This window comes from Lignipirellula cremea (assembly GCF_056501455.1).
This window is the reverse complement of sequence record NZ_CM151415.1, coordinates 4,762,883-4,780,159: the sequence shown is the minus strand read 5'-3', so window position 1 is coordinate 4,780,159 and position 17,277 is coordinate 4,762,883. Positions and strand designations below refer to the sequence as shown.

At 66.0% G+C, this 17,277-nt stretch carries 24 protein-coding genes and 1 tRNA gene; 4 read left to right on the top strand and 21 right to left on the bottom strand.

What is annotated here, in order from left to right; all coding sequences use genetic code 11:
* Positions 1-31: 31 nt before the first annotated feature.
* The gene (locus SH602x_RS18610; RefSeq protein WP_479471556.1) at positions 32-262 is read right to left on the bottom strand and encodes a hypothetical protein; all 231 of its coding nucleotides are present in this window, start codon (positions 260-262) and stop codon (positions 32-34) included.
* A 265-nt stretch (positions 263-527) separates the two neighbouring features.
* On the opposite strand from SH602x_RS18610, the gene SH602x_RS18605 reads away from it, so the two are divergent.
* On the top strand, positions 528-1,373 hold the full coding sequence (locus tag SH602x_RS18605; RefSeq protein ID WP_479473742.1) for a sugar phosphate isomerase/epimerase family protein: 846 nt from the start codon (positions 528-530) through the stop codon (positions 1,371-1,373).
* 149 nt (positions 1,374-1,522) lie between these two features.
* A tRNA-Ser gene (locus tag SH602x_RS18600) sits at positions 1,523-1,609 on the top strand.
* A gap of 176 nt (positions 1,610-1,785) precedes the next feature.
* Here the strand turns inward: SH602x_RS18600 and SH602x_RS18595 are convergent.
* The 13 genes from SH602x_RS18595 to SH602x_RS18535 form a co-directional block, all read right to left on the bottom strand.
* The gene (locus tag SH602x_RS18595) at positions 1,786-2,985 is read right to left on the bottom strand and encodes a tyrosine-type recombinase/integrase (RefSeq protein ID WP_479473741.1); all 1,200 of its coding nucleotides are present in this window, start codon (positions 2,983-2,985) and stop codon (positions 1,786-1,788) included.
* 23 nt (positions 2,986-3,008) lie between these two features.
* Positions 3,009-3,290, bottom strand: coding sequence for a helix-turn-helix domain-containing protein (locus SH602x_RS18590; protein ID WP_479473740.1), 282 nt, complete (start codon positions 3,288-3,290; stop codon positions 3,009-3,011).
* Between the two features lie 130 nt (positions 3,291-3,420).
* Positions 3,421-3,624 carry a hypothetical protein gene (locus SH602x_RS18585; protein ID WP_479473739.1) on the bottom strand — a complete coding sequence of 68 codons (204 nt, stop codon included), beginning with the start codon at positions 3,622-3,624 and terminating at the stop codon, positions 3,421-3,423.
* Positions 3,625-3,729: 105 nt separating this feature from the next.
* Positions 3,730-4,662, bottom strand: coding sequence for a hypothetical protein (locus tag SH602x_RS18580; protein ID WP_479473738.1), 933 nt, complete (start codon positions 4,660-4,662; stop codon positions 3,730-3,732).
* Positions 4,663-5,010: 348 nt separating this feature from the next.
* A complete protein-coding gene (locus SH602x_RS18575; RefSeq protein ID WP_479473737.1) occupies positions 5,011-5,133 on the bottom strand; it encodes a hypothetical protein in 123 nt (40 codons plus the stop codon).
* A 90-nt stretch (positions 5,134-5,223) separates the two neighbouring features.
* Complete coding sequence (locus SH602x_RS18570) at positions 5,224-5,901, bottom strand: ThiF family adenylyltransferase (RefSeq protein WP_479473736.1); 678 nt, start codon at positions 5,899-5,901, stop codon at positions 5,224-5,226.
* A complete protein-coding gene (locus SH602x_RS18565) occupies positions 5,885-6,538 on the bottom strand; it encodes a hypothetical protein (protein ID WP_479473735.1) in 654 nt (217 codons plus the stop codon). The genes SH602x_RS18570 and SH602x_RS18565 overlap by 17 nt, the downstream gene beginning before the upstream one ends.
* Positions 6,432-7,487, bottom strand: a complete 1,056-nt coding sequence (locus tag SH602x_RS18560; protein ID WP_479473734.1) for a hypothetical protein — start codon at positions 7,485-7,487, stop codon at positions 6,432-6,434. The genes SH602x_RS18565 and SH602x_RS18560 overlap by 107 nt, the downstream gene beginning before the upstream one ends.
* Positions 7,484-7,705, bottom strand: a complete 222-nt coding sequence (locus tag SH602x_RS18555; RefSeq protein WP_479473733.1) for a MoaD/ThiS family protein — start codon at positions 7,703-7,705, stop codon at positions 7,484-7,486. Before SH602x_RS18555 ends, SH602x_RS18560 begins: the two co-directional genes overlap by 4 nt.
* Before the next feature lie 65 nt (positions 7,706-7,770).
* A complete protein-coding gene (locus SH602x_RS18550; protein ID WP_479473732.1) occupies positions 7,771-7,977 on the bottom strand; it encodes a hypothetical protein in 207 nt (68 codons plus the stop codon).
* A 111-nt stretch (positions 7,978-8,088) separates the two neighbouring features.
* Entirely contained in the window at positions 8,089-8,355 is a 267-nt protein-coding gene (locus SH602x_RS18545; protein ID WP_479473731.1) for a hypothetical protein, read from the bottom strand.
* 10 nt (positions 8,356-8,365) lie between these two features.
* Positions 8,366-9,307 (bottom strand): hypothetical protein, encoded by a 942-nt coding sequence (locus SH602x_RS18540; protein WP_479473730.1) that lies wholly within the window; start codon positions 9,305-9,307, stop codon positions 8,366-8,368.
* A 41-nt stretch (positions 9,308-9,348) separates the two neighbouring features.
* Complete coding sequence (locus tag SH602x_RS18535) at positions 9,349-9,687, bottom strand: hypothetical protein (protein WP_479473729.1); 339 nt, start codon at positions 9,685-9,687, stop codon at positions 9,349-9,351.
* Between the two features lie 170 nt (positions 9,688-9,857).
* On the opposite strand from SH602x_RS18535, the gene SH602x_RS18530 reads away from it, so the two are divergent.
* The gene (locus tag SH602x_RS18530) at positions 9,858-10,079 is read left to right on the top strand and encodes a helix-turn-helix domain-containing protein (protein ID WP_479473728.1); all 222 of its coding nucleotides are present in this window, start codon (positions 9,858-9,860) and stop codon (positions 10,077-10,079) included.
* Here the strand turns inward: SH602x_RS18530 and SH602x_RS18525 are convergent.
* The 7 genes from SH602x_RS18525 to SH602x_RS18495 all read right to left on the bottom strand — a co-directional run bounded on the left by SH602x_RS18525 (position 10,048) and on the right by SH602x_RS18495 (position 15,476).
* Positions 10,048-10,974, bottom strand: coding sequence for a hypothetical protein (locus tag SH602x_RS18525; protein ID WP_479473727.1), 927 nt, complete (start codon positions 10,972-10,974; stop codon positions 10,048-10,050). The genes SH602x_RS18530 and SH602x_RS18525 overlap by 32 nt on opposite strands.
* Before the next feature lie 30 nt (positions 10,975-11,004).
* Positions 11,005-12,051, bottom strand: coding sequence for a hypothetical protein (locus SH602x_RS18520; RefSeq protein WP_479473726.1), 1,047 nt, complete (start codon positions 12,049-12,051; stop codon positions 11,005-11,007).
* The gene (locus tag SH602x_RS18515) at positions 12,048-12,884 is read right to left on the bottom strand and encodes a hypothetical protein (RefSeq protein WP_479473725.1); all 837 of its coding nucleotides are present in this window, start codon (positions 12,882-12,884) and stop codon (positions 12,048-12,050) included. Before SH602x_RS18515 ends, SH602x_RS18520 begins: the two co-directional genes overlap by 4 nt.
* Positions 12,885-12,951: 67 nt before the next feature.
* On the bottom strand, positions 12,952-13,254 hold the full coding sequence (locus SH602x_RS18510; protein WP_479473724.1) for a hypothetical protein: 303 nt from the start codon (positions 13,252-13,254) through the stop codon (positions 12,952-12,954).
* Positions 13,255-13,283: 29 nt separating this feature from the next.
* Complete coding sequence (locus tag SH602x_RS18505) at positions 13,284-14,771, bottom strand: AAA family ATPase (RefSeq protein WP_479473723.1); 1,488 nt, start codon at positions 14,769-14,771, stop codon at positions 13,284-13,286.
* Between the two features lie 148 nt (positions 14,772-14,919).
* Complete coding sequence (locus SH602x_RS18500; RefSeq protein ID WP_479473722.1) at positions 14,920-15,111, bottom strand: DUF2997 domain-containing protein; 192 nt, start codon at positions 15,109-15,111, stop codon at positions 14,920-14,922.
* Complete coding sequence (locus SH602x_RS18495) at positions 15,108-15,476, bottom strand: DUF1257 domain-containing protein (protein ID WP_479473721.1); 369 nt, start codon at positions 15,474-15,476, stop codon at positions 15,108-15,110. Before SH602x_RS18495 ends, SH602x_RS18500 begins: the two co-directional genes overlap by 4 nt.
* A gap of 409 nt (positions 15,477-15,885) precedes the next feature.
* Here SH602x_RS18495 and SH602x_RS18490 point away from each other — a divergent pair, with 409 nt between their 5' ends.
* A complete protein-coding gene (locus tag SH602x_RS18490) occupies positions 15,886-17,256 on the top strand; it encodes a transposase (RefSeq protein ID WP_479473720.1) in 1,371 nt (456 codons plus the stop codon).
* The last annotated feature ends 21 nt before the right edge of the window (positions 17,257-17,277 follow it).

Genomic DNA, 17,277 nt, shown 5'->3' with positions numbered 1-17,277 from the left:
TCTGAAGTCGAAGCAGCTCAGCCCGGTCGCGTCATTCCACGCCCAGTCGCGACTCGATATCGCGACTCCGGTCGCTCACGCCGGTCGCCCAGATTTCGCGGTCGGTATTCCGCATCTTGGAGAGCAGTTCCTCGTCGCTTCCGGGGGCGTTGCCGGTCGCTTTCGGGAACATCCATTCGAATCCCGTCCACGGCTTGGCGCAGCCGGCGAACGCCGCGACCCCGACGAGAACCGTGAGCGTACCGAGAAAACGGAATCGCATGGGAAGAACGCCGTCAGAAGGCGCGTAACCGCGAAAGACGAAAGGACGCGGTCCTTCCATAGGATGTCGATAGTTCGCGCGTCCAGAGCGATTCGTCGCGATCGCAGAGAGGGCGCTGTATCCGTGCGGTTCGCGTTGACCGATTTCGGACGTTTCGGGATACTCTCGCTTCGCCGCCTCAGGCCGACGCGACACGCCCGCTTCGCCCCCGACGCCGAACGATTCGCCTCCGGGCGGAGCCTCGGCCTACTCGTCTGCATCGCGAATGAATCGCCTCTCCATCAGCGAATTGACGACCTATTCCTGGTCGCTCGACGAAGATCTCTGGCGCCTTTCGGAGTTCGGGCTGGGAGGGGTCGGACTCTGGCGAGCGAAGATGTCCGATTTCGGCGAAGAACGGAGCGTCGAACTGGTTCGCGAAACGGGCCTGGCGGTCTCTTCGCTCGGCTGGATAGGCGGCTTCACCGGCAGCGACGGACGCAGTCCCCGGGATAGCGTCCATGACGCCTGCGAAGCGATTCGACTGGCTGCCGAACTGCGTGCGGAGTGCGTTCTGCTCTTCCCCGGAGGCCGCGCAGGTCACACGCTGAATCATGCTCGGCGGATGTTCCGAACCGCGCTCGACGAGATCCTGCACGTCGCCGAATCGAACGACGTGACGCTGGCGCTCGAGCCGGTGCATCCTCGCTGTTCGTTCGGCTGGACGGTCTACGCCGACTGGCGGGAGCATCTCGAGCTAGTCGAGTCGATCGACTCGCCGCGACTGAAGCTGGCGCTCGACTTCTATCATTTTTCTGCCGACCGGACCTGGACCGAATCGGTCGAGCGGCTGATTCCCCGCATCGCGTCGGTCCAACTGGGCGACCTGCGCGAACCTCCCGGCGACGAACCCAATCGGTGCCTGTTGGGAGAAGGCGTGTTGCCGCTTCGCGACTGGATCGGGAAGCTGGAATCCGCCGGCTATCGCGGCCAGTACGAAGTCGAACTGACCGGCGCCGATCTGGAGACGTACGCTCCGGCCGAGATCCTGGAACGGTCGATCGCCGCTTTCTCCGAACTGGCTGGCGGCGCGGTAGGGCCCTCCCCCCGCGTCGAGCCGAACTCCGCGTAAGTTCCGAACCGAATCGGCACGCGTCCTTCGTCGCCAATCTATCGGAAAGGCTGACGTACGCGGCAGAATCAGGATCTTCGCGTTCTCTGAATCGTGCCTCGTTCCCCCGTTGAAAAGAGTCGAGGTTCTGAGACAATCCGAAGTCTTCCGGAGAGGTGGCAGAGTGGTCTAATGCGCGGGTTTGCTAAACCCGTGATCGGGTAACCGATCCGCAGGTTCGAATCCTGTCCTCTCCGTTAACGCGAATTTTCGATCTTCGTAAGCGGCGTCTCAGTAAGAAGTTACGAGACGCCGCTTTTCGTTCGTCACAGTAACTGTGACAAGAACTGTGACAGAAACGCCGTCTGAGGGCTTCATCGAAGACTCGAGACGCCCTGCTTCCAGACTCGCAGGACACTCTGGCGAATTGGAACTAACCCGCCTGCTGGTCGGCTTCGCCCAGGAAGTCGATGCGGTTCATGCACTCGACCGAGTCCTCCGCGCGGAGGTGCCGGTAGCGCTCCACCATCCGCGAGTCGGCATGACCCAGCCACTGCCGGACCGTCCCCTCCGAGGCGCCCGAGCGGAAGGCCTCGCTGCAGAAGTAGTGGCGGAAGGAGTGCAGGCGCCCATCGATGAACCCGATCTCGCCTTCGGGCGTGGGGAAACGTTCCGAGAGGGGCGTCAGGACCTGCTTCTTGAGGACTTCCCGCAGGTTCCCGTCGTTGAGCTTGCCTCCCATCGGCATGTGCAGGACGAAGCCGTCGGGCGTCCGGGGGAGCTCGGCCAGCTTCGCCTTGAGCTGCGGGTAGAGGGGGATCACGCGCGAGCGCCGGCCCTTGGTCGTGCGGGCCGTCCCGAGCTTGCGGAGTCGCGAACTCGAACGTTCGTCCGCCACCCGCAGCACGTTCGCCGCGAAGTCGACGTCCCGCCACCGCAGGTTGGCGGCCTCGCTGATCCGCATGCCGGTGGCGGCGAGCGTCAGCAGGATCGGTTCGAGCCACTGCAGTTCCGGCGTGGTGCGGCACAGCTCCAGCATCGCCCGGACCTCGCGCCGCGTGTAGCAGTAGGTGTCGCTCTCCGTCGGGCGCCGCAGCGGCAGGTTGATCCGGCACTCCGCCGGCAGCAGACCTTCCCCGATGAGGTACTTGATCACGCCCTTCAGGACGTTCAGTTCCAGGAAGGAGGTCGCATCGGCAGCGTTGCCGCGGAAGTTTCCGAAGCGGATCATCGCGTTCTTGTCGAACTCGTTCCAGGTGAGGATGCCGTTCTTGAGGCAGTAGGGTTCCTGGTGCTTGCGGACGCCTTCGTAACGGACGCGGGTCCCCGCGGAGACGCCCCCCTGCACCTGGCTGCGCCCGCTGTATTCCAGGAACAGGTCCCAGCCGCGCGCGATCGGCAGCGGCGCTCCCCGCAGAACGCTAGCGTTCGCGAGGCCCAGTTCGACCGCCTTGACGGCGTCCAGTCGACGGATGTTTTCGAGCGCCTCGGTACGGTCACGCGTCCCGAGCGAGTAGCGGTCCAGGGAGGGATGGGGTCGCCCGTCGGCGTACCAGACGCCGTCCCGGGAATAGAGGCTCCAGGCGAAGTAGACGCACTGGATGACCTCCTTCTGATTACGTGTCGGTGCCATACGAGAGCCTTTCTTTCTGAGGTTCAGGAGCGCGGACCCTGCGTCCAACGCGGACGCGGCCCGGAGCGCCGGGCCTGGGAACGCTGAGCGGTCGCCGCAGCGGGCGGCGGAGCGACGGGTTCCGCCGAGGCGGGCCGCGGATCGAGGGCGTCGGGCGGGAAGCGCTTGGATCCGCCCTTCCCTGCCGGCTGAACGAAGGGGATCTTCCCGGCCTCCGCCCAGCGTGCGATCGTCCGAGGCGAGACGCCGGCGCGAGCCGCGAGTTCGTCGGTCGTCAGCAGACGAGCAGAGGGATCGGACGTCATTGCGCGGGAAACGATCGGAGGCGGGCGGCGCTCGTACGAGCGCCTCTCGCTCTTTACCGCTTCCGGAATTGCGCCCTGCCTATTCCGGTGGCCGCTTTTCCCGCGAATCCCCCACCACGGACTTAGGCCGTTATTCGTGGTTAGGTGCGCGCATCTGCACCTCCATGGATTGCCGGAGCCGGAAGACAGCCTCCGAAGACAAGGGGCTGGCGAGTTCCAGGGTTTCGAGGATCTCCGCGTCCGTCCTTCCGGCTTCGATGAGATCGAAGAGATCGATCCAAAGTTCGAGTTCCTGAACCGAGAGCTGGTGGAGATCGTTACGCGAGACGCACATCGTCGGAAGCCTTTCCACATGGGCCGGCGTGCATCGACACGCCCAGTACCCTTTCGGCTTCCGAAATTGCGCTGCCCTTATTTCGGAAATGGGGAACGCTTGGCTTTAGGTAGCACGCTCCTCGCCGTCGCGCATAAGACCGCGAAAGTGAGCGATCAGCGCCCGGGCGTCCGGAAAATGCCAATCCAGCTCGTCAATGATCTGAGCGTCCGAACGACCGAGCCCTATGAGCGTTCGTAGGTCGCTCTCGGGATCGTTTTCCGCGTGCGATGGGTCGACGGAGGCTCGGGCAGCTGGGCCCTCCGCGGCATCTTCCGCGTTAGCGAGCAGTCGGGCGTCGGGAACGCTGCGTACGGAAGCTGATCGTTCCGATCTCTCGCGACGAACGCGAGGTTGGGGATCCTCCCGCTGTAGAAATCCGAACTTCAGCACATCGAAGAGCGTTCGCCAGTTCCGTACCGAGTAGTCGTGTCCTGAGATAAGGCGGAATGCAGCGCGGTATCGTTCGCCCACGGTCGAGAGCGGTAATTTGAGCTCGGCGGCGATCTGCTCGTACGGCGTTTCGCAGCTGGCGTCGTAGGTCCTGCCAGTCCACCCTTCATGCAGATCCCACACTCGCAATTGCTCGTCGTGCAAGTCCGGCCGCAGTCGGCGTTCGCTGATTCCCCATCGCGCCCGCCAAGCCTTCACGAAACTCCACACGCCCGCGTCCAGTTGGCCGCGCGACGCCTGCGGATCGACGGTGAGAAAGGGGGCGTCGACCTGCCTTGAAAGCTCCTCGATGTCGCATCGCGAAAGGTCGTGCAGCGCCCGAATCTTCCGTTCGTCGTCGTCCGCGATCTGAGAGTACTGGTAGAGCAGGCAGCTCAGATGTTCGAGCTTCTGCGCGGGTAGTTGGGCGACGAGACCGATCGCGAGCCCGAGCAACTGCGGCGACGTGACGGAGTTGGACTCCCAGGTTGCGAACGGAGCCTCGTCGTCTGCGAGCGTTTCTCGCGACGGGTCAGGCGGGTTCCCGATCACATTGAGCGCCAGCATGAGGTGCGGCGCTATCAACGCGAGACCTTCTTCCTCTGAGCTGGCGGGGCGGAAGTCTGAGCACGCGTATCGCCAATAAAGTAGGTAGTGCGGATGCCGCCGCGTGAAAGGCCACCTGTACTCGAGAGGCAACTCTCTGAAAACGTTTCCCTCACGAGTCAGGAAGCGATCCCGCCACCGCAGGTCGCCGACAGGCTCTTCTGCATCGCTCATGTCGTCCCGTCCTTCGGTCAATGTCGCTCTCGCATGTACCCGGCGCCATTATCTTCGACGTGAAAGGAAGTTTCACGCGCTCCGCCCCCGCACGAAGGTCTCGTGCGGGGGCACCTGGAGCGTCGTGGAGCGGCGTCACTTTCGGCTTCGGCTTCGGCGTCCGGCGAAATAGCCAGCGCGGCTACCCATCCGTTTGCCATTCCGGAACGCCCAGTACGCCAGCCCAAGAAGAATCGCGACGATGACGAGTTCGTCCATCGGCGCCTTCCTTTCATTTGGAGTGCGAGACCGTGGGCGGCAAGCCTCCGGGGCGGCGGGCGTGCGAACAAGTGGAGCATTGGTCCTCCCTTAGCGCGAATCAGGAACGGGGGGCGCGACCGTAAGTTCGTTCGCGAGCAGATTGAGCGTCACGTCCGGGTCGATCGGCAGTCGGCGCAGATAGCGCGTGAACTGATGGGTCATCAGCCCGGCGGCGACCGACGCGGCGTAGATCGTCGAACGGGCCGTGCAGCGGCCGGGGACAGCTTCCCCCGCCTCGAACAGCGTCTGCGGATACTGTTCGCGACCCTCGTCGCCCGCGACCGACAGCACGCGAATCGTTTCGCCGAGCATCCGCCCGTCGCACCAGAAGCGAAGCGACGGACCGGCGGAACGCCAGATGGCCTTCCGCGCCGCGATCGAGTCGACGCAGCAGAACGCCGCCTCGCCGATCAGGACGCCCGGTCGGAAGCGATCGGTCACCAGATCGAGCGAGATCGAAGCGTCAATCTCGCGGATCGCAGCCGCCGTGGCGGCCACCTTCGAGCAGCCGACATTCTTCTGCCGGTACCCCTGCGTCGTGACGTTCGTCAGCTCGACTTCGTCGAAGTCGATCAGCTGCAGGCGCCGGACGCCGATCGACGCTAGCTGAAGCGCGACCTGCCGCCCGATGGCTCCCACGCCGATGACGGTTGCCGGCATCGAGGCGAGACGCTCGGCCGGCACCAGATCCCGCTGCCGCTCGAAGCGGTCAGTCGATAAGTTCAAGTCTCGCCTCCTTTCGGCTGAAGAGCGGACGGTCGCGAAACCAGTCGAAGCCGTCGAAGTCCGGGTGGTCGAACGGCTGGGGCTCTTCCCGCTCGACGCAGGCGGCGTACTCCGCCTCCCAAGCCGTGCGGTTCGAGCCTCCGAACTCTCGCCCGTAATCGACCGACGTGGGCAGTTCGACTTCGCCGCCCGGCCCGGCGCTGAAACGCAGGCGGGCGTACGTCGCCCCGCGTCTGGCGACGATGAACATCGCGCTCCAGTCGGTCCTACCGAAGACGCGGGCGAAGGTCTCTTCGTCCGTGCCGGAAGGCAGAGGCGAGGAGCCGGGATGCGTGTGCAGCCAGACTCTCGCGAAGCGATCCGGCGACAGCCCCTGGTCGACGCAGTCGTCGAAGTAGTCGGCGACGGCTTCATCTAGAAACCGCACCGTGACGGCGGTGCAGACCTGCCGCACCAGCCGCACGTCTTCGACCAGCAGCGGGTCGTCCGCGGCGCTGATCCCGAATCCGCCGATCTCCGTCAGCCCCAGGTCACGCAGAAACGTCAGCTTCGCCCAGGCGTACGGCGTGAACCGCAGGCTCGGGCGCCGCTTCCTCGGACTCGCTCTCGTCGTCGGAGTCCTGTTCGTCTTCTTCACGTTCGTTCTCCCTTTCTTCGAGACATGCCGAACAGAGCCCGCCCCCGCTGGACGAGCTTTCGGCGAGGCAGTCGCTGCAGAAGCGTTCTTCGCAGCCGGAGCATTCCTGCGCGCAGTACGTGCAGAGATCGCAGTCGCAGCCGCTGCATGAGCGGCTGCAGCCGGTGCAGGTCGCATCCCCGCACCGGCTGCAGTTGAGGTCGTCCGTCGTCCGGTCGCCGCAGTCCTGACACTCCTGGCCGTACCACTCCGTCAGCCGGGCGTAGGCGCTGCCGGGGTTGTAGGTCTTGAGCGTGCGGTCGACGATCGCGAAGAAGTCCGCGAGCCGTCCCTGCTTCAGCGCCGCCCGGATCGGCTCGTAGGCTTCCCCTTCGCACAACGATTCCTCGCGCACGTGCGGATGGGTCACGTTCGCGAAATCGCTGGAGGAAGGCTCGTTCGCCGACAGCGCGATGAGGACGTACTCAGGGGCTTCGACGTCCGAGTCGTAAAGGACGATGCGAAAGCGACCGAGCTCGACTTCCTCCAGTGCGATCGTCTCGGTCACGACCGACAGCGTTTTCTCGGCCAGATCGATCTCGACCTCCTCGAACTCCTCTTCCAGGACGAGCAGCTCGGCGTACAGGTCGCGAAACGTGGGAGCGGGCGTTCGCCGGACGAACGCCCGCAACCGCTCGACGTAGGCGCCGAACTCGTGCTGGAAGTCGGTCGCCCGCCGATCGAGCGCGGCGAGGGCGCGCGACGAACCGCGGCCCGATCGTCGCACGAGCGACGCCTGGTCGGAGAGGCGTCGCCAATTCGCTTCCGGCGGGGACGGAGGTTCGAGCCGCCGTGCGCGCTCGGCGTACTGTTCGTCCAGCCGAGCCGCGAGGCGGATCCGCTGGACGAGCTGGAGCGATCGGGGCCGACTCGATCGCTCCAGCTTGGCGAAAAGAGGCGCCGCCTTCACGACGCACCCTCGATCTTGAGGGGCGTGAAGGTGACGCGGTCCCCTTCCTGCAGGACCTGGTCCGCCGGCGCCGGCTGGCGATTGACGCGGATGAGATAGTCAGCCGGCTTCGCGTACTGCACGCGATCGTCGAACAGCTTCTGCACCGTGGTGCCGCTTTCGATCTCGATCGTGTCGGCGAAGCCGCCGCCATCGTTGTTAATGTAGAAAATCTTCATGGGGAACGTGCTCCGAAGGAAAGAGGGAAGTAGGAACGGATGCAGGTCCGGCCTGAGAGGGACGGTCAGCTGGCGGAGAGACTGCCGGCGAGCGGCTGCCTCGCGCGCTCGGCGTCGAGCGCGTCCCAGTCGACGGGGCCGGCGCCCTGTTCGGCGAAGCCGTCGCCGTCGTCAGGTTCGGCGCCGAGCAGGCTGAAGCCCCGGCGGCGGATGGCGGACAGGGATTCGCCCGTGGCGCGGGCGACGGCGCGATGAAGTTCGGAAGCGCGCATGCGGATCTCCTGAGGGTCTGAGAGACAGAAACGAAGAAGCCCTGGCGAGCGCGGTCTGACGACCGACTCGCCGGGGCTGGCGAAGAAACGAAGCAGCTGAGGCGCTGACGCTTACGAGTCAGCGCCCCGTTTATTAAGAACGCCGCCGGTTAGGCGGCTTTCGAGCCACGCGACTTCGGCCGCGAGCGCGGCGGATCGGCTCCGGAAGGGACCGAGCGTCGGTCCGCCGACTGGAGAGAGGTCCGCGGTCCACTGACCGTCCGCCGTCGGCTCGACGTGCGAAGCCCGCTCGATCGACAGCTGGCCGAGCGCGGCCAGATCGAGCGACTCGTCGTACAGGCAGCGCACGACGCCGCCCGGAAGGACGTACAGCTGCATGGCGGCTTTCCTACCGCGGGCGGCGGAGGATGTTGCGGCGGGGGCGGTCGACCAGCAGCTGGTCGAGCGAAGCCTGCACCCCCGCGAGCTGGCTGGCGACTCGCGTCCGCAGCCCCGCGCTCTCGCGGAGCGGCTGCGGCTCGACGCCGCCGAGGATGCTGCGCGAGCGGGCGACGAGGGCATCCAGCTCGGGACTCGATCGGACGGAGAGCTTGGCGAAGCGGTCGAAGAACTCCTCCAGGTTCGTCACCGCCGAGTCGCGGAAGATCTTCGGCTTCCCGTCGGCATCGCCGGCGAGCCGCTCCGAGAGATGCTCGACGAGTTTCGCCAACTCCTCGCAGAAGGCAGACTCGGCCAGCTGCACCGCTTCGTCGAAGCGAGCGCGGGCTCGCTCGCACTCCTGACGGTAGAGCCCGGGGTTAAGCTGCCGCAGATAGTCCGGCGGCTCGACGGAGGGGAAGTCCCACTCCATCGCGAACAGCCCGGCGAGGGACGCGGGATAGTCGCCTTCGGCGTAGAGGCGTCCGAGACGGTCGCGTGCCGAACGCTTGAGCTCGAAGTACCGTTCGTCGAGCCGGTCCACCGCTTGCGCCAGTTCGCCGCGCAGCTCCTGCATCCGCTCGTCGATCGCCGCCAGATCGCGCTGCCGTACGAGCCGGATCCCCGGCTCCGGGTAGGGCAGCGAGGAGCCTTTGAAGAAGGCGACGGCCTGGTTCTTGACGGCGCCGACCGCGCGGAAGGCGGGGTCGCGAGTGTCGAGCAGCCGCTTAGCGGCAGAGAGAAAGGGGCTGTCCGCGCCGAAGGTCTCCGCCGCTTCGGCCTTCTGCTCCGGCGAGAGGGTCTTGCGGACGCCGAACCAGGCGAAGGAGAGCCGCATGGCGGCGGTTTGGGTGCGGAGCTTAGCAGCCGGATCGCCGCGAGCGGCTTCAGGCGTTTCCAGGACTTCGGACATGATCGAACTCCAAGTGCGGAGGGCGAAGAAACGAAAGCGAACTACGAGCGATCTTCGGGCGGCTCGGCGGGAGCCGTCGACTGATCGCCGCGCCGCAAGATGCGGCAAGCGTTTCGCGGCTGCCGTAGCGAAGCCGCGCCCTTTAAGAAGGCGGAGAGACCGGAGAGAACGAGCGTGATGCCGAAGACGGCGGCAAGCAGGTCGATGACGCCGAACCTACCCGAGAGAAACATCCCGACCGCGCTCAGCAACACGTAGCCCACGCCGAGACCCAGCGCGGCGCCGAACAGCATCGCGACGATCGATTCCGTAGTTCCCCAGGGCATCCGCCAGACCATGCCGCAGTCCTTGCAGCGTCGGTCGACAGGGAACTGAAACATCGACTGATTCGTGTATGCGACGGAGGCGCTGCCGCAGGCGGGACAGATTTTTCGGTAGTTCGGCATGACGGATCTCCCGAAGTTTCGAAACTAGGCCGATCGGCGCTAACGGTCCGATCGCTACTCATAGTCCGTGGATCGATGGACGGCGCCGCAGCCAAGATGCGGCCATGGCGAAGTCGGGCGACATCCTGAAACGATTCGGACAGCGCGTCCGCGAGCTGCGGACGGCCAAGGGCTGGTCGCAGGAGGGCTTCGCCCACGAGGTCGGGCTCGACCGGACCTACGTCGGCGGCATCGAGCGGGGCGAACGGAACGTCGCCCTCCGCAACGTCGACAAGCTGGCCAAGACCCTGGGCGTCAGTCTTTCGGAACTGATGCGGGGTCTGTGACGTCGGGCGACGCGTTCGAATCAGCAGTGCGGTACGGCGGGAGTTCGAGCAGGACCGGGCGAGCGAACGGGAGAGTCGGCTGCGCGGGGGTAGCAGGGTCCGAATCGCCCTCGGCGAGCGGCGAAGCCGAAGGAAGTTGCAGCAGGTCGTCTAAATAGGGCGAATCGCTTCCTCCGCGCGGCGTCCGCTTCCTCCACGCTTCCAGCTTTTCGAGAACTTCTGGCGGGAACGGCTCTTCGTGGACGCCGACGTCGGCGTCGGACGCCTCCCTCGCAGGCGTCGATGACGGGGCGGGAGCTTGACGCATCGGATCCGATCGGACGATGGGTCTGTTCGCGCTGCGCAACCCTTCGCGCCGTTCTCGTTCCGAACGCTTCTGCGGATCTTCGATTCCGAAGATCGCCGCCAGTACGAGAACGCCGACGGCGATGACGCTTCCGATCGAGTCCCACCGAGAAGGTTCGGACGGCTTCGTCGGTTCGACCTCGACGCGAACTTCGTCGCGATCTCGGATCGGCTGAGCGACGCGTCCCTCCCGTTCGACGACGACCCATGCCGGACCCGATCGCAGAAATGTCCACCCTCGCTTCGCGACGAATCCGGCGCCGACGGCGAACGCTGTGCCGAGCGCGATCGCTATCCACGTTACGCCGCCTGACGTCTCGGGATCGGCCGCGAGAAAGGCCCAAAGCGAGGATCCGCCCGCGACGATCGCGACGGCCCCGCCGCCGAAGAGACCGGCGATCGCGAGATGCGGCTTCCACTCGTGTCGGCATTCCGCGCCGCAGTCGCTGCAAACGAATGCCGGGAGCAGGTCGAACGGGAACGATCGCCTTTCCGCGACCGTGCGCCCGCTTCCGCAGCCGGGACAGCGTTCCTGATCGTCGTCCGACATGCGATACCCTCCGTTTCGACGGCCGATGATTCAGCGGGTGGCGCCGCGGGCGGACTCGTTGTAGCTAGGAAAAGCCCGACCAAGCGCCTCCGAGAGACTCCTCAGGGCTCCAGCCCGTCCTCCGCGCCGCTTCAAGGGCGGCGCCTTGGCCGGGACACGGCCCGCCCCCGCCGTGCGCGGCGACGCATACGTCGGACCTCCGGAAGTTTCCGGCGCGGATGACGCAGCGACGGACGGCGAAACCCAGCCGACACGCTTGCGAAGCTCGACCTTCTTCGTCGGATCCGCGGTCGCAAGCGACATTACCTTCCGAACGGCCGGCCCCGCCTCAATAATGTCTACGGGGTCGGGCGCATCGAAGCGCGCGCCGTACACCGAGTCGCCTTCGGCGAAAACGACGAAGACGCCGTAGGTCGGCGTGTCGTCGGCGTCATCGTCGAATATCAAGATCGATCGCCAGGCGGTCGGGCGGTTTCCATAATCGCCGGGCCCCTCCCAGTCGCACGCCACGATTTCGCCCCGATCGACGATGTCGGACAAGGCAATGTCCGCGTAGTCGCCCAGTTCGGCCCGGTCGCTGACGTCGGCGATCCGTTCGATGCGGAGACGTACGTTCCCGCCGCGCGCCTCGAAGGTCGACGGATCGGGCGAGGATGACATCCGCCACTCGCTCTCCTCGGGCCACAGCGTGGCGATCCCGTTTCTGCCCTCGACGTAAGTGAGTTTCTCGTCCAAGAACTGGGCATTGGCCAGGACCGACTTGACCCCGTCATGCGGCGGCGGAACGACGACGACCGTAACGGCGTAGATCGCGATCAGCGCGAGCGAGACGATCGTCGCGCTGCGGGAAACGGTTCCTGTCCCGCGTCGGCCGAGCGTCGCCGCGGCCGCCCCCGCGCCGATCGCCGCCAGAAGCAGGTAGCGGTCGTAAAGCTGGTCGGGCGCGACGAACCGGGCCGCGATCGCGGCGACCAGAGCCGCCAGCCCGAGAACGACGCCGGCTTGGCCCGCGACGCGATGCCATCGTCCTTCGGGGATCTCGCCGCTCGTTCCCGCGATCGATTCCGAAGCCGTCATCGCAGGACCTCCAACAGCGAGGGGGGAAACGCCTCGTGGGGCGACGGCGCGTCGTCGCGAACGTCGCCGCAGGCGCGTGCGGTCCGCGCGACGCGGCGGATGGCCTCGATCCCCTCGCGGGAATCGAGGCCGGGCGAGACGCCCCAGCCGACAATCAGATGGCTGTCGCGTTCGAGGACGACGAGCAGGCGGAGTTCGTTCTCGCTCTCGACGGCATAGAGACGTTCGACCGTCGGATACCCGTCGACGCTGCCGCTACGCCGTTCCAGCTCGCGAAGCGGCTCCTCGTCTTCGACGCGCCCCGCAGCATCGTCAGCGAATTCCTCGACCGTCCATTCCGCCGGAAGCGGCACGGCGTTCAGCCAGAGCGACCGTCCCACCTCGTCGGCGACGAGAAGCCCCGTCGCCTGGTCGACTCCCTGGACGTTGCGATACCAGCCTTCGTCGACGAGGACGCTGAGCGGTCCGCAGGTCGAGAGCTGCCGCATGTATCCCGGCGGCGGTTCGGTCGCCAGGAGGTCCTCGAACGTCGGTCGCGGAGCTTCGCTCCAGAAGGCCGACGCCGCGAAGGCGACGACCCAGATCGCGAAGAGGGCCGGGTCGAGCAGGCGCGCCCGAAACCCGAGAGGCCGACCTGTACTCAGTCGCATCGCGACGCCGGCCGCCGCGAAGAGCCCGAGGGCCGTCTCGGCGAGCGTCCAGCCCTGCCATCGCGCGAGCGGCATCCCGACCAGCGCGACGGTCGTCGCCGTGTCGAGCGCGACCGACAGGAGCGCAAGCACGTCACGCTGGACTGAGTCGCCAGGTTCGGCGTCTGAAAGAGCGGTCGACATGGAAATTTCTCCGAACAAGATCGGTTCGCATGATACTCATAGTCACCATCGATTCGCTAGCGATTCGTTACCCTTCGGTCGGAGCTTGCGGCGGAATCAGAATGGCGGCGAGCGATTCGCGGTCGGCGAGGGCGGCGATTTCTTCGGCGCGCGAGAGCAGTCGCAACGCGTGCGGGCCGGAAAATCTGGCCCTCCGTAGCGACGCGGTCCGTAGCCCTTCACGGAGCCGGTCGATTTCGTCGCCGGTCAGCGGATTCGCCCCCTCGTCGTCGAAGTAGGGAGCTTGGGCGTCGCGCGCGTGCGGCGACATCTCGTCCCGCCAATACGCGAGCGCCGCCCGGATCGTCGCCAGATCGCGTTCGGCGATCATCGGCGCCTCCTTTCTGAGAAGCGAAAGGGTTAGTTGTCGGAAGGCTCCCGGCTGACGCGGCGGCGCGTCGTCGGCTTCGCCGGCGCCTGATAGATGCCGGGTCGGTCAGCGGCGAGGCAGCGACCGCTCGCCCAGGCCCGCAGCCGCTCGATCGATTCGGCCGCGGTGATCGCGATCGGCACGACGTTCTGTGCCGCCTGCGCGAGCGGCAGGTCCAGGAGCGCAGCCAGTCGGCAGCAGCTCTTGATTTCCGCCCCCGTCCAGGACTCGTCCGCCGGAAGCCGCTGGGCGCTGTCGAGCGAGAAACGCTGGAGGTAGATCTTCCAGATCAGGTCCTTCTCCTCCCGGCTCGGCAGGTCCAGGAAGAAGATCCCGTCGAACCGCTCTGACCTCCCGAACTCCGGCGGCAGCTTGCTGACGTCGTTCGCCGTGCAGACGACGAAGACGTCGCTGTCGTGATCGTTGAGCCAGGTCAGGAATTGACCGAACATCCGCGCCGAGACGCCGCTGTCGGTCTGACCCGAGCTGCCGACGCCGGCGAAGGCCTTCTCGATCTCGTCGATGAATAGCACGCAGGGAGCCATGGCGTCGGCGATCCGCAGCGCCTCCCGCGTTCGCTCCTCGGACTGCCCCACGAGCGAACCCATCAGGGTGCCGACGTCCAGCGTCAGCGTCGGTCGTCCCACCTCTTCGCCGAGCGTACTGGCGAACTTCGACTTGCCGCAGCCCGGCGGCGAGAGCAGCAGGATGCCGCGAGCGCGGACGTGCGGTCGGTCGCGGCGGGATTGCAGGAGCGCGCGCTTCGTGAAGGCCTTGAGCGCGCTCATGCCGCCGAGACTGCCGAAGTCCTGGTAGCCCGGGTGGAGCGAGAGCGTGCCGCTTTTGCGGAGCATCTGCGCCTTCTGTTCCCACAGGGGCTCGGCTTCAAGACGACCCTCCCGCACGAGGGCAAGGCTGAAGGCGGATTCGGCTTCGTAGCGGGTGAGACCCGAGGCGGCGTCGAGGATCGCCTCCAGTTCGGTGCCTTCGGGCAGTTCCTCCGGCTGGGTGGCGACGCCGCGGGCGATCTCGGCAAGCTGCGCGCGGTCGGGCAGCTCGTGCTCCACGACCGTGAACAGCTTTTCGAGCTCGACCGGGATCCGCACGACCGGCGCGAGCACGATATAGATCGTGCGGGTCTGCTTCCCGTCGACGATTTGCCGCGCGAGGGCCTGCACGATTTCGGCGGACTGCAGGAAGCGGTGGAAGTTGACGAGGACGACGATGCTTGTGCCGCTTTCCGTGCGTAGGGCCCCGGCGGCCCGGACGGCAGCGAGGGGATCGGCGGCGGAGACGCCGGCCGCTTCGGCTCCGCCGACCCGCAGGCCTTGGTCGACGTCCCAGGAGGCGAAGCTCCAGTTCTCCTGGCGGCAGAGCTGCGCGAGGGCAGCGAGCGCGTCGGGATGCTCGTGCGACTCGATCCAGATGCCGGTGAAGCAGGCCCGGACGAGTTCGCCCAAGCGGTCGGTGAATGTCATTGGATCTCCTTGGGTAGTGCGCGAAGCGACGAATTCTTCTGACGTGCCCAGTGCGCGAAGGCGCCGGGCAGCGCGCGGCGGAACCGCACGAAGCGCGGCTGAAAGGAAGCGCCGGAGGCGTCGAAGCGGTCGACGCAGAACTGAGCGACTAAGCCTGCTCACGCTCTTGGACCTGCTCCGACGCCGCGGCGTGAAACTCCGGCGTGAGCGTCTCGGAGAGACGGACGCCGAGGGCTTCTTCGAGGAAGCGGCTGGCGTCGCGGCAGGTTTCGCCCGCGAAGCCGCGGGTTTCGAGGCGGGAGGAGCCGTCGGGCGCGACGATAAGTTCGATCGTCTTCATGCGGCGTCTCCAACTTGGATCGTGAGCCGGACGCTGCCGTCTTCGAGCGGCTGCTCGATGACGCTGTTTCCGTGCTTCCGGGCTTCGAGGGTCGCGCGCTCGATGGCGTACGCCTGAAGGAAGCGGTCGAGGTGTGCCCGCTCGCCCCAGCGACCTTCGTAGTCGTCGTAGGCGAGGGTGCCCTGAGCAAGATCGCAGACGACGGGGTAACGCCAGTCGGGCAAGCGGACTGCGTAGCCGGTCCGCTCGCCGCTGAAGAGTTGCACGGTCTCGTGGACCGGTTGCGGGAGACCGAGCCGGCGACAGGCCGCATCTACGGCGGCGGAGTCTCTGACTTCGGTCTGGATCGTGGCGATGTGGGACATCATCCCTCCATTGTCGAAAGGCAGAAAAGGGTCATGAAGTTCGGTGTGTGATTGGGCTGAGAGGAGCTAATTATCGTACTCAAAATCATATGACGCAAAATCGACGTGGATTTAGATCGCCCTTGCATAGATAGACTATGACCGGCGACTTCCACCGGCCTCTTGCTATTCGCGACGGCGAGGGCCGGACGGCACGAACGGGTGTCTACGACTTGCGATGTCGTCGGCAGAAGGCTGTCAGCCGTCTTCGCGAATGCTAATACGTACCCGTCATCTTATATGACGCAAAATCGAATCGGATTTAGATCGGCGTCAGCAGGTTTTGTCAGGGCGTCTAACCTAACAGGCCGTTGATTTTCGCCTCGCCTGCGCTATCCTCGCGTCATCACGACGCGGAGGAGAAATCGCGATGGGGCTGGGGAAGCGGAAGCGAGAGACGCAGGGGACGTTCTGGGTTCCGACGGACAAGCTGGGGAGCGGTCCGCGAAACGTCTTCTACGACCGTCTGAACGGTCTGCTGGCCGAGATCGAATTCGACGGACGGCTGGAAGAAGCCGCGGCGCCCTATTACGAGACGACCGGACGGAAGGGTCTCGCGCCGGGCGTCTACTTCCGGATGCTGTTCATCGGCTACTTCGAGGGGATCGACAGTCAGCGCGGGATCGCCTGGCGCTGCGACGACAGCCGCTCGCTGGCCCGCTTCCTGGGCTACGGGCCCGGCGAAGAGACGCCCGATCATTCTACGCTCACGCTGACGCGGAACCGCCTGCCGCTGGAGATCCACCAGCTCGCGTTCGAGCTGGTCCTGGGCCTCTGCCATGCGAAGGGTCTGCTCAAGGGCAAGACGCTCGGCGTCGACGCCAGCGACCTTGAAGCGAACGCTTCGATGAAGTCGATCATCCGCCGGGAGAACGGCGACGACTGGCGGGAGTACGTCCGCAAGCTGTACGAAGCCGAAACGGGCGAGTCCGATCCGGACGACGAGGAGCTTCGTCGCTTCGACAAGAAGCGGACGGACAAGAAGGTCTCGAACGACGAGTGGGTCAATCCGCACGACCCCGACGCCCGCATCGGCAAGATGAAGGACGGTCGCACGCATCTCAAGTACAAGGTCGAGCATGCCGTCGATCTGGAGACCGACGTGATCGTCGCGGCGGAAGTCTACGAAGGAACCGCCGGCGACTGCCGGACGATCGAAGGCACGGTCAACGCGGCGCGAACGAACCTGCGCGAGGCGAAGACGGGCTGCGACGTGGAAGAGGTGGCGGCGGACAAGGGCTATCACAGCGAAGAGTCGCTCGACCGGCTGCAGCACGAGACGCACGTGCGCACCTATATCCCGCAGCCGAAGCGAGCGAAGTCTCGGAAGCGAAAACGCAAGCCGCCTCGTCGTCAGGCGGCCTATCGACGCAATCGCCGGAACGCGCGCGGGCGCCGCGGTCGCAGGCTGCAGCGTCTACGAAGCGAGAAGGTCGAGCGGACCTTCGCCCATGTGCTCGAAACCGGCGGCGCCAGACGGACCTGGCTTCGCGGGCTCGCGAAGATCCGTAAGCGCTATCTCGTCGCCGCCGTCGCCTACAACCTCGGACGGATCCTGCGGCGACTGCTCGGAGCGGGCAAGCCGAAGCAGTTCGGAGACCTGTGCGAGGCGCTTTCCGCCGCGTTTCGACTCTCCCGCTTCGCCCATTGCGCCGCCAGATCGCATCGAGCGATCGACTGCATCGCCTCCGCGCTTCGGCTCGCGCTCCTCACGTCCTTCCGCCGATTAGCCGCCGCGTGACGTCGCGTCCGCCCGAGAGCC

What these genes read in the sequence shown, in the direction of transcription:
- SH602x_RS18495 (WP_479473721.1), bottom strand. Translation starts at nt 15,476, where the DNA reads ATGTCCCACATCGCCACGATCCAGACCGAAGTCAGAGACTCCGCCGCC.
- SH602x_RS18585 (WP_479473739.1), bottom strand. Translation starts at nt 3,624, where the DNA reads ATGTGCGTCTCGCGTAACGATCTCCACCAGCTCTCGGTTCAGGAACTC.
- SH602x_RS18530 (WP_479473728.1), top strand. Translation starts at nt 9,858, where the DNA reads ATGGCGAAGTCGGGCGACATCCTGAAACGATTCGGACAGCGCGTCCGC.
- SH602x_RS18575 (WP_479473737.1), bottom strand. Translation starts at nt 5,133, where the DNA reads ATGGACGAACTCGTCATCGTCGCGATTCTTCTTGGGCTGGCGTACTGG.
- SH602x_RS18525 (WP_479473727.1), bottom strand. Translation starts at nt 10,974, where the DNA reads ATGTCGGACGACGATCAGGAACGCTGTCCCGGCTGCGGAAGCGGGCGC.
- SH602x_RS18510 (WP_479473724.1), bottom strand. Translation starts at nt 13,254, where the DNA reads ATGATCGCCGAACGCGATCTGGCGACGATCCGGGCGGCGCTCGCGTAT.
- SH602x_RS18515 (WP_479473725.1), bottom strand. Translation starts at nt 12,884, where the DNA reads ATGTCGACCGCTCTTTCAGACGCCGAACCTGGCGACTCAGTCCAGCGT.
- SH602x_RS18540 (WP_479473730.1), bottom strand. Translation starts at nt 9,307, where the DNA reads ATGTCCGAAGTCCTGGAAACGCCTGAAGCCGCTCGCGGCGATCCGGCT.
- SH602x_RS18520 (WP_479473726.1), bottom strand. Translation starts at nt 12,051, where the DNA reads ATGACGGCTTCGGAATCGATCGCGGGAACGAGCGGCGAGATCCCCGAA.
- SH602x_RS18535 (WP_479473729.1), bottom strand. Translation starts at nt 9,687, where the DNA reads ATGTTTCAGTTCCCTGTCGACCGACGCTGCAAGGACTGCGGCATGGTC.
- SH602x_RS18555 (WP_479473733.1), bottom strand. Translation starts at nt 7,705, where the DNA reads ATGAAGATTTTCTACATTAACAACGATGGCGGCGGCTTCGCCGACACG.
- SH602x_RS18545 (WP_479473731.1), bottom strand. Translation starts at nt 8,355, where the DNA reads ATGCAGCTGTACGTCCTTCCGGGCGGCGTCGTGCGCTGCCTGTACGAC.
- SH602x_RS18590 (WP_479473740.1), bottom strand. Translation starts at nt 3,290, where the DNA reads ATGACGTCCGATCCCTCTGCTCGTCTGCTGACGACCGACGAACTCGCG.
- SH602x_RS18550 (WP_479473732.1), bottom strand. Translation starts at nt 7,977, where the DNA reads ATGCGCGCTTCCGAACTTCATCGCGCCGTCGCCCGCGCCACGGGCGAA.
- SH602x_RS18605 (WP_479473742.1), top strand. Translation starts at nt 528, where the DNA reads ATGAATCGCCTCTCCATCAGCGAATTGACGACCTATTCCTGGTCGCTC.
- SH602x_RS18610 (WP_479471556.1), bottom strand. Translation starts at nt 262, where the DNA reads ATGCGATTCCGTTTTCTCGGTACGCTCACGGTTCTCGTCGGGGTCGCG.
- SH602x_RS18490 (WP_479473720.1), top strand. Translation starts at nt 15,886, where the DNA reads ATGGGGCTGGGGAAGCGGAAGCGAGAGACGCAGGGGACGTTCTGGGTT.
- SH602x_RS18500 (WP_479473722.1), bottom strand. Translation starts at nt 15,111, where the DNA reads ATGAAGACGATCGAACTTATCGTCGCGCCCGACGGCTCCTCCCGCCTC.
- SH602x_RS18505 (WP_479473723.1), bottom strand. Translation starts at nt 14,771, where the DNA reads ATGACATTCACCGACCGCTTGGGCGAACTCGTCCGGGCCTGCTTCACC.
- SH602x_RS18595 (WP_479473741.1), bottom strand. Translation starts at nt 2,985, where the DNA reads ATGGCACCGACACGTAATCAGAAGGAGGTCATCCAGTGCGTCTACTTC.
- SH602x_RS18580 (WP_479473738.1), bottom strand. Translation starts at nt 4,662, where the DNA reads ATGCTGGCGCTCAATGTGATCGGGAACCCGCCTGACCCGTCGCGAGAA.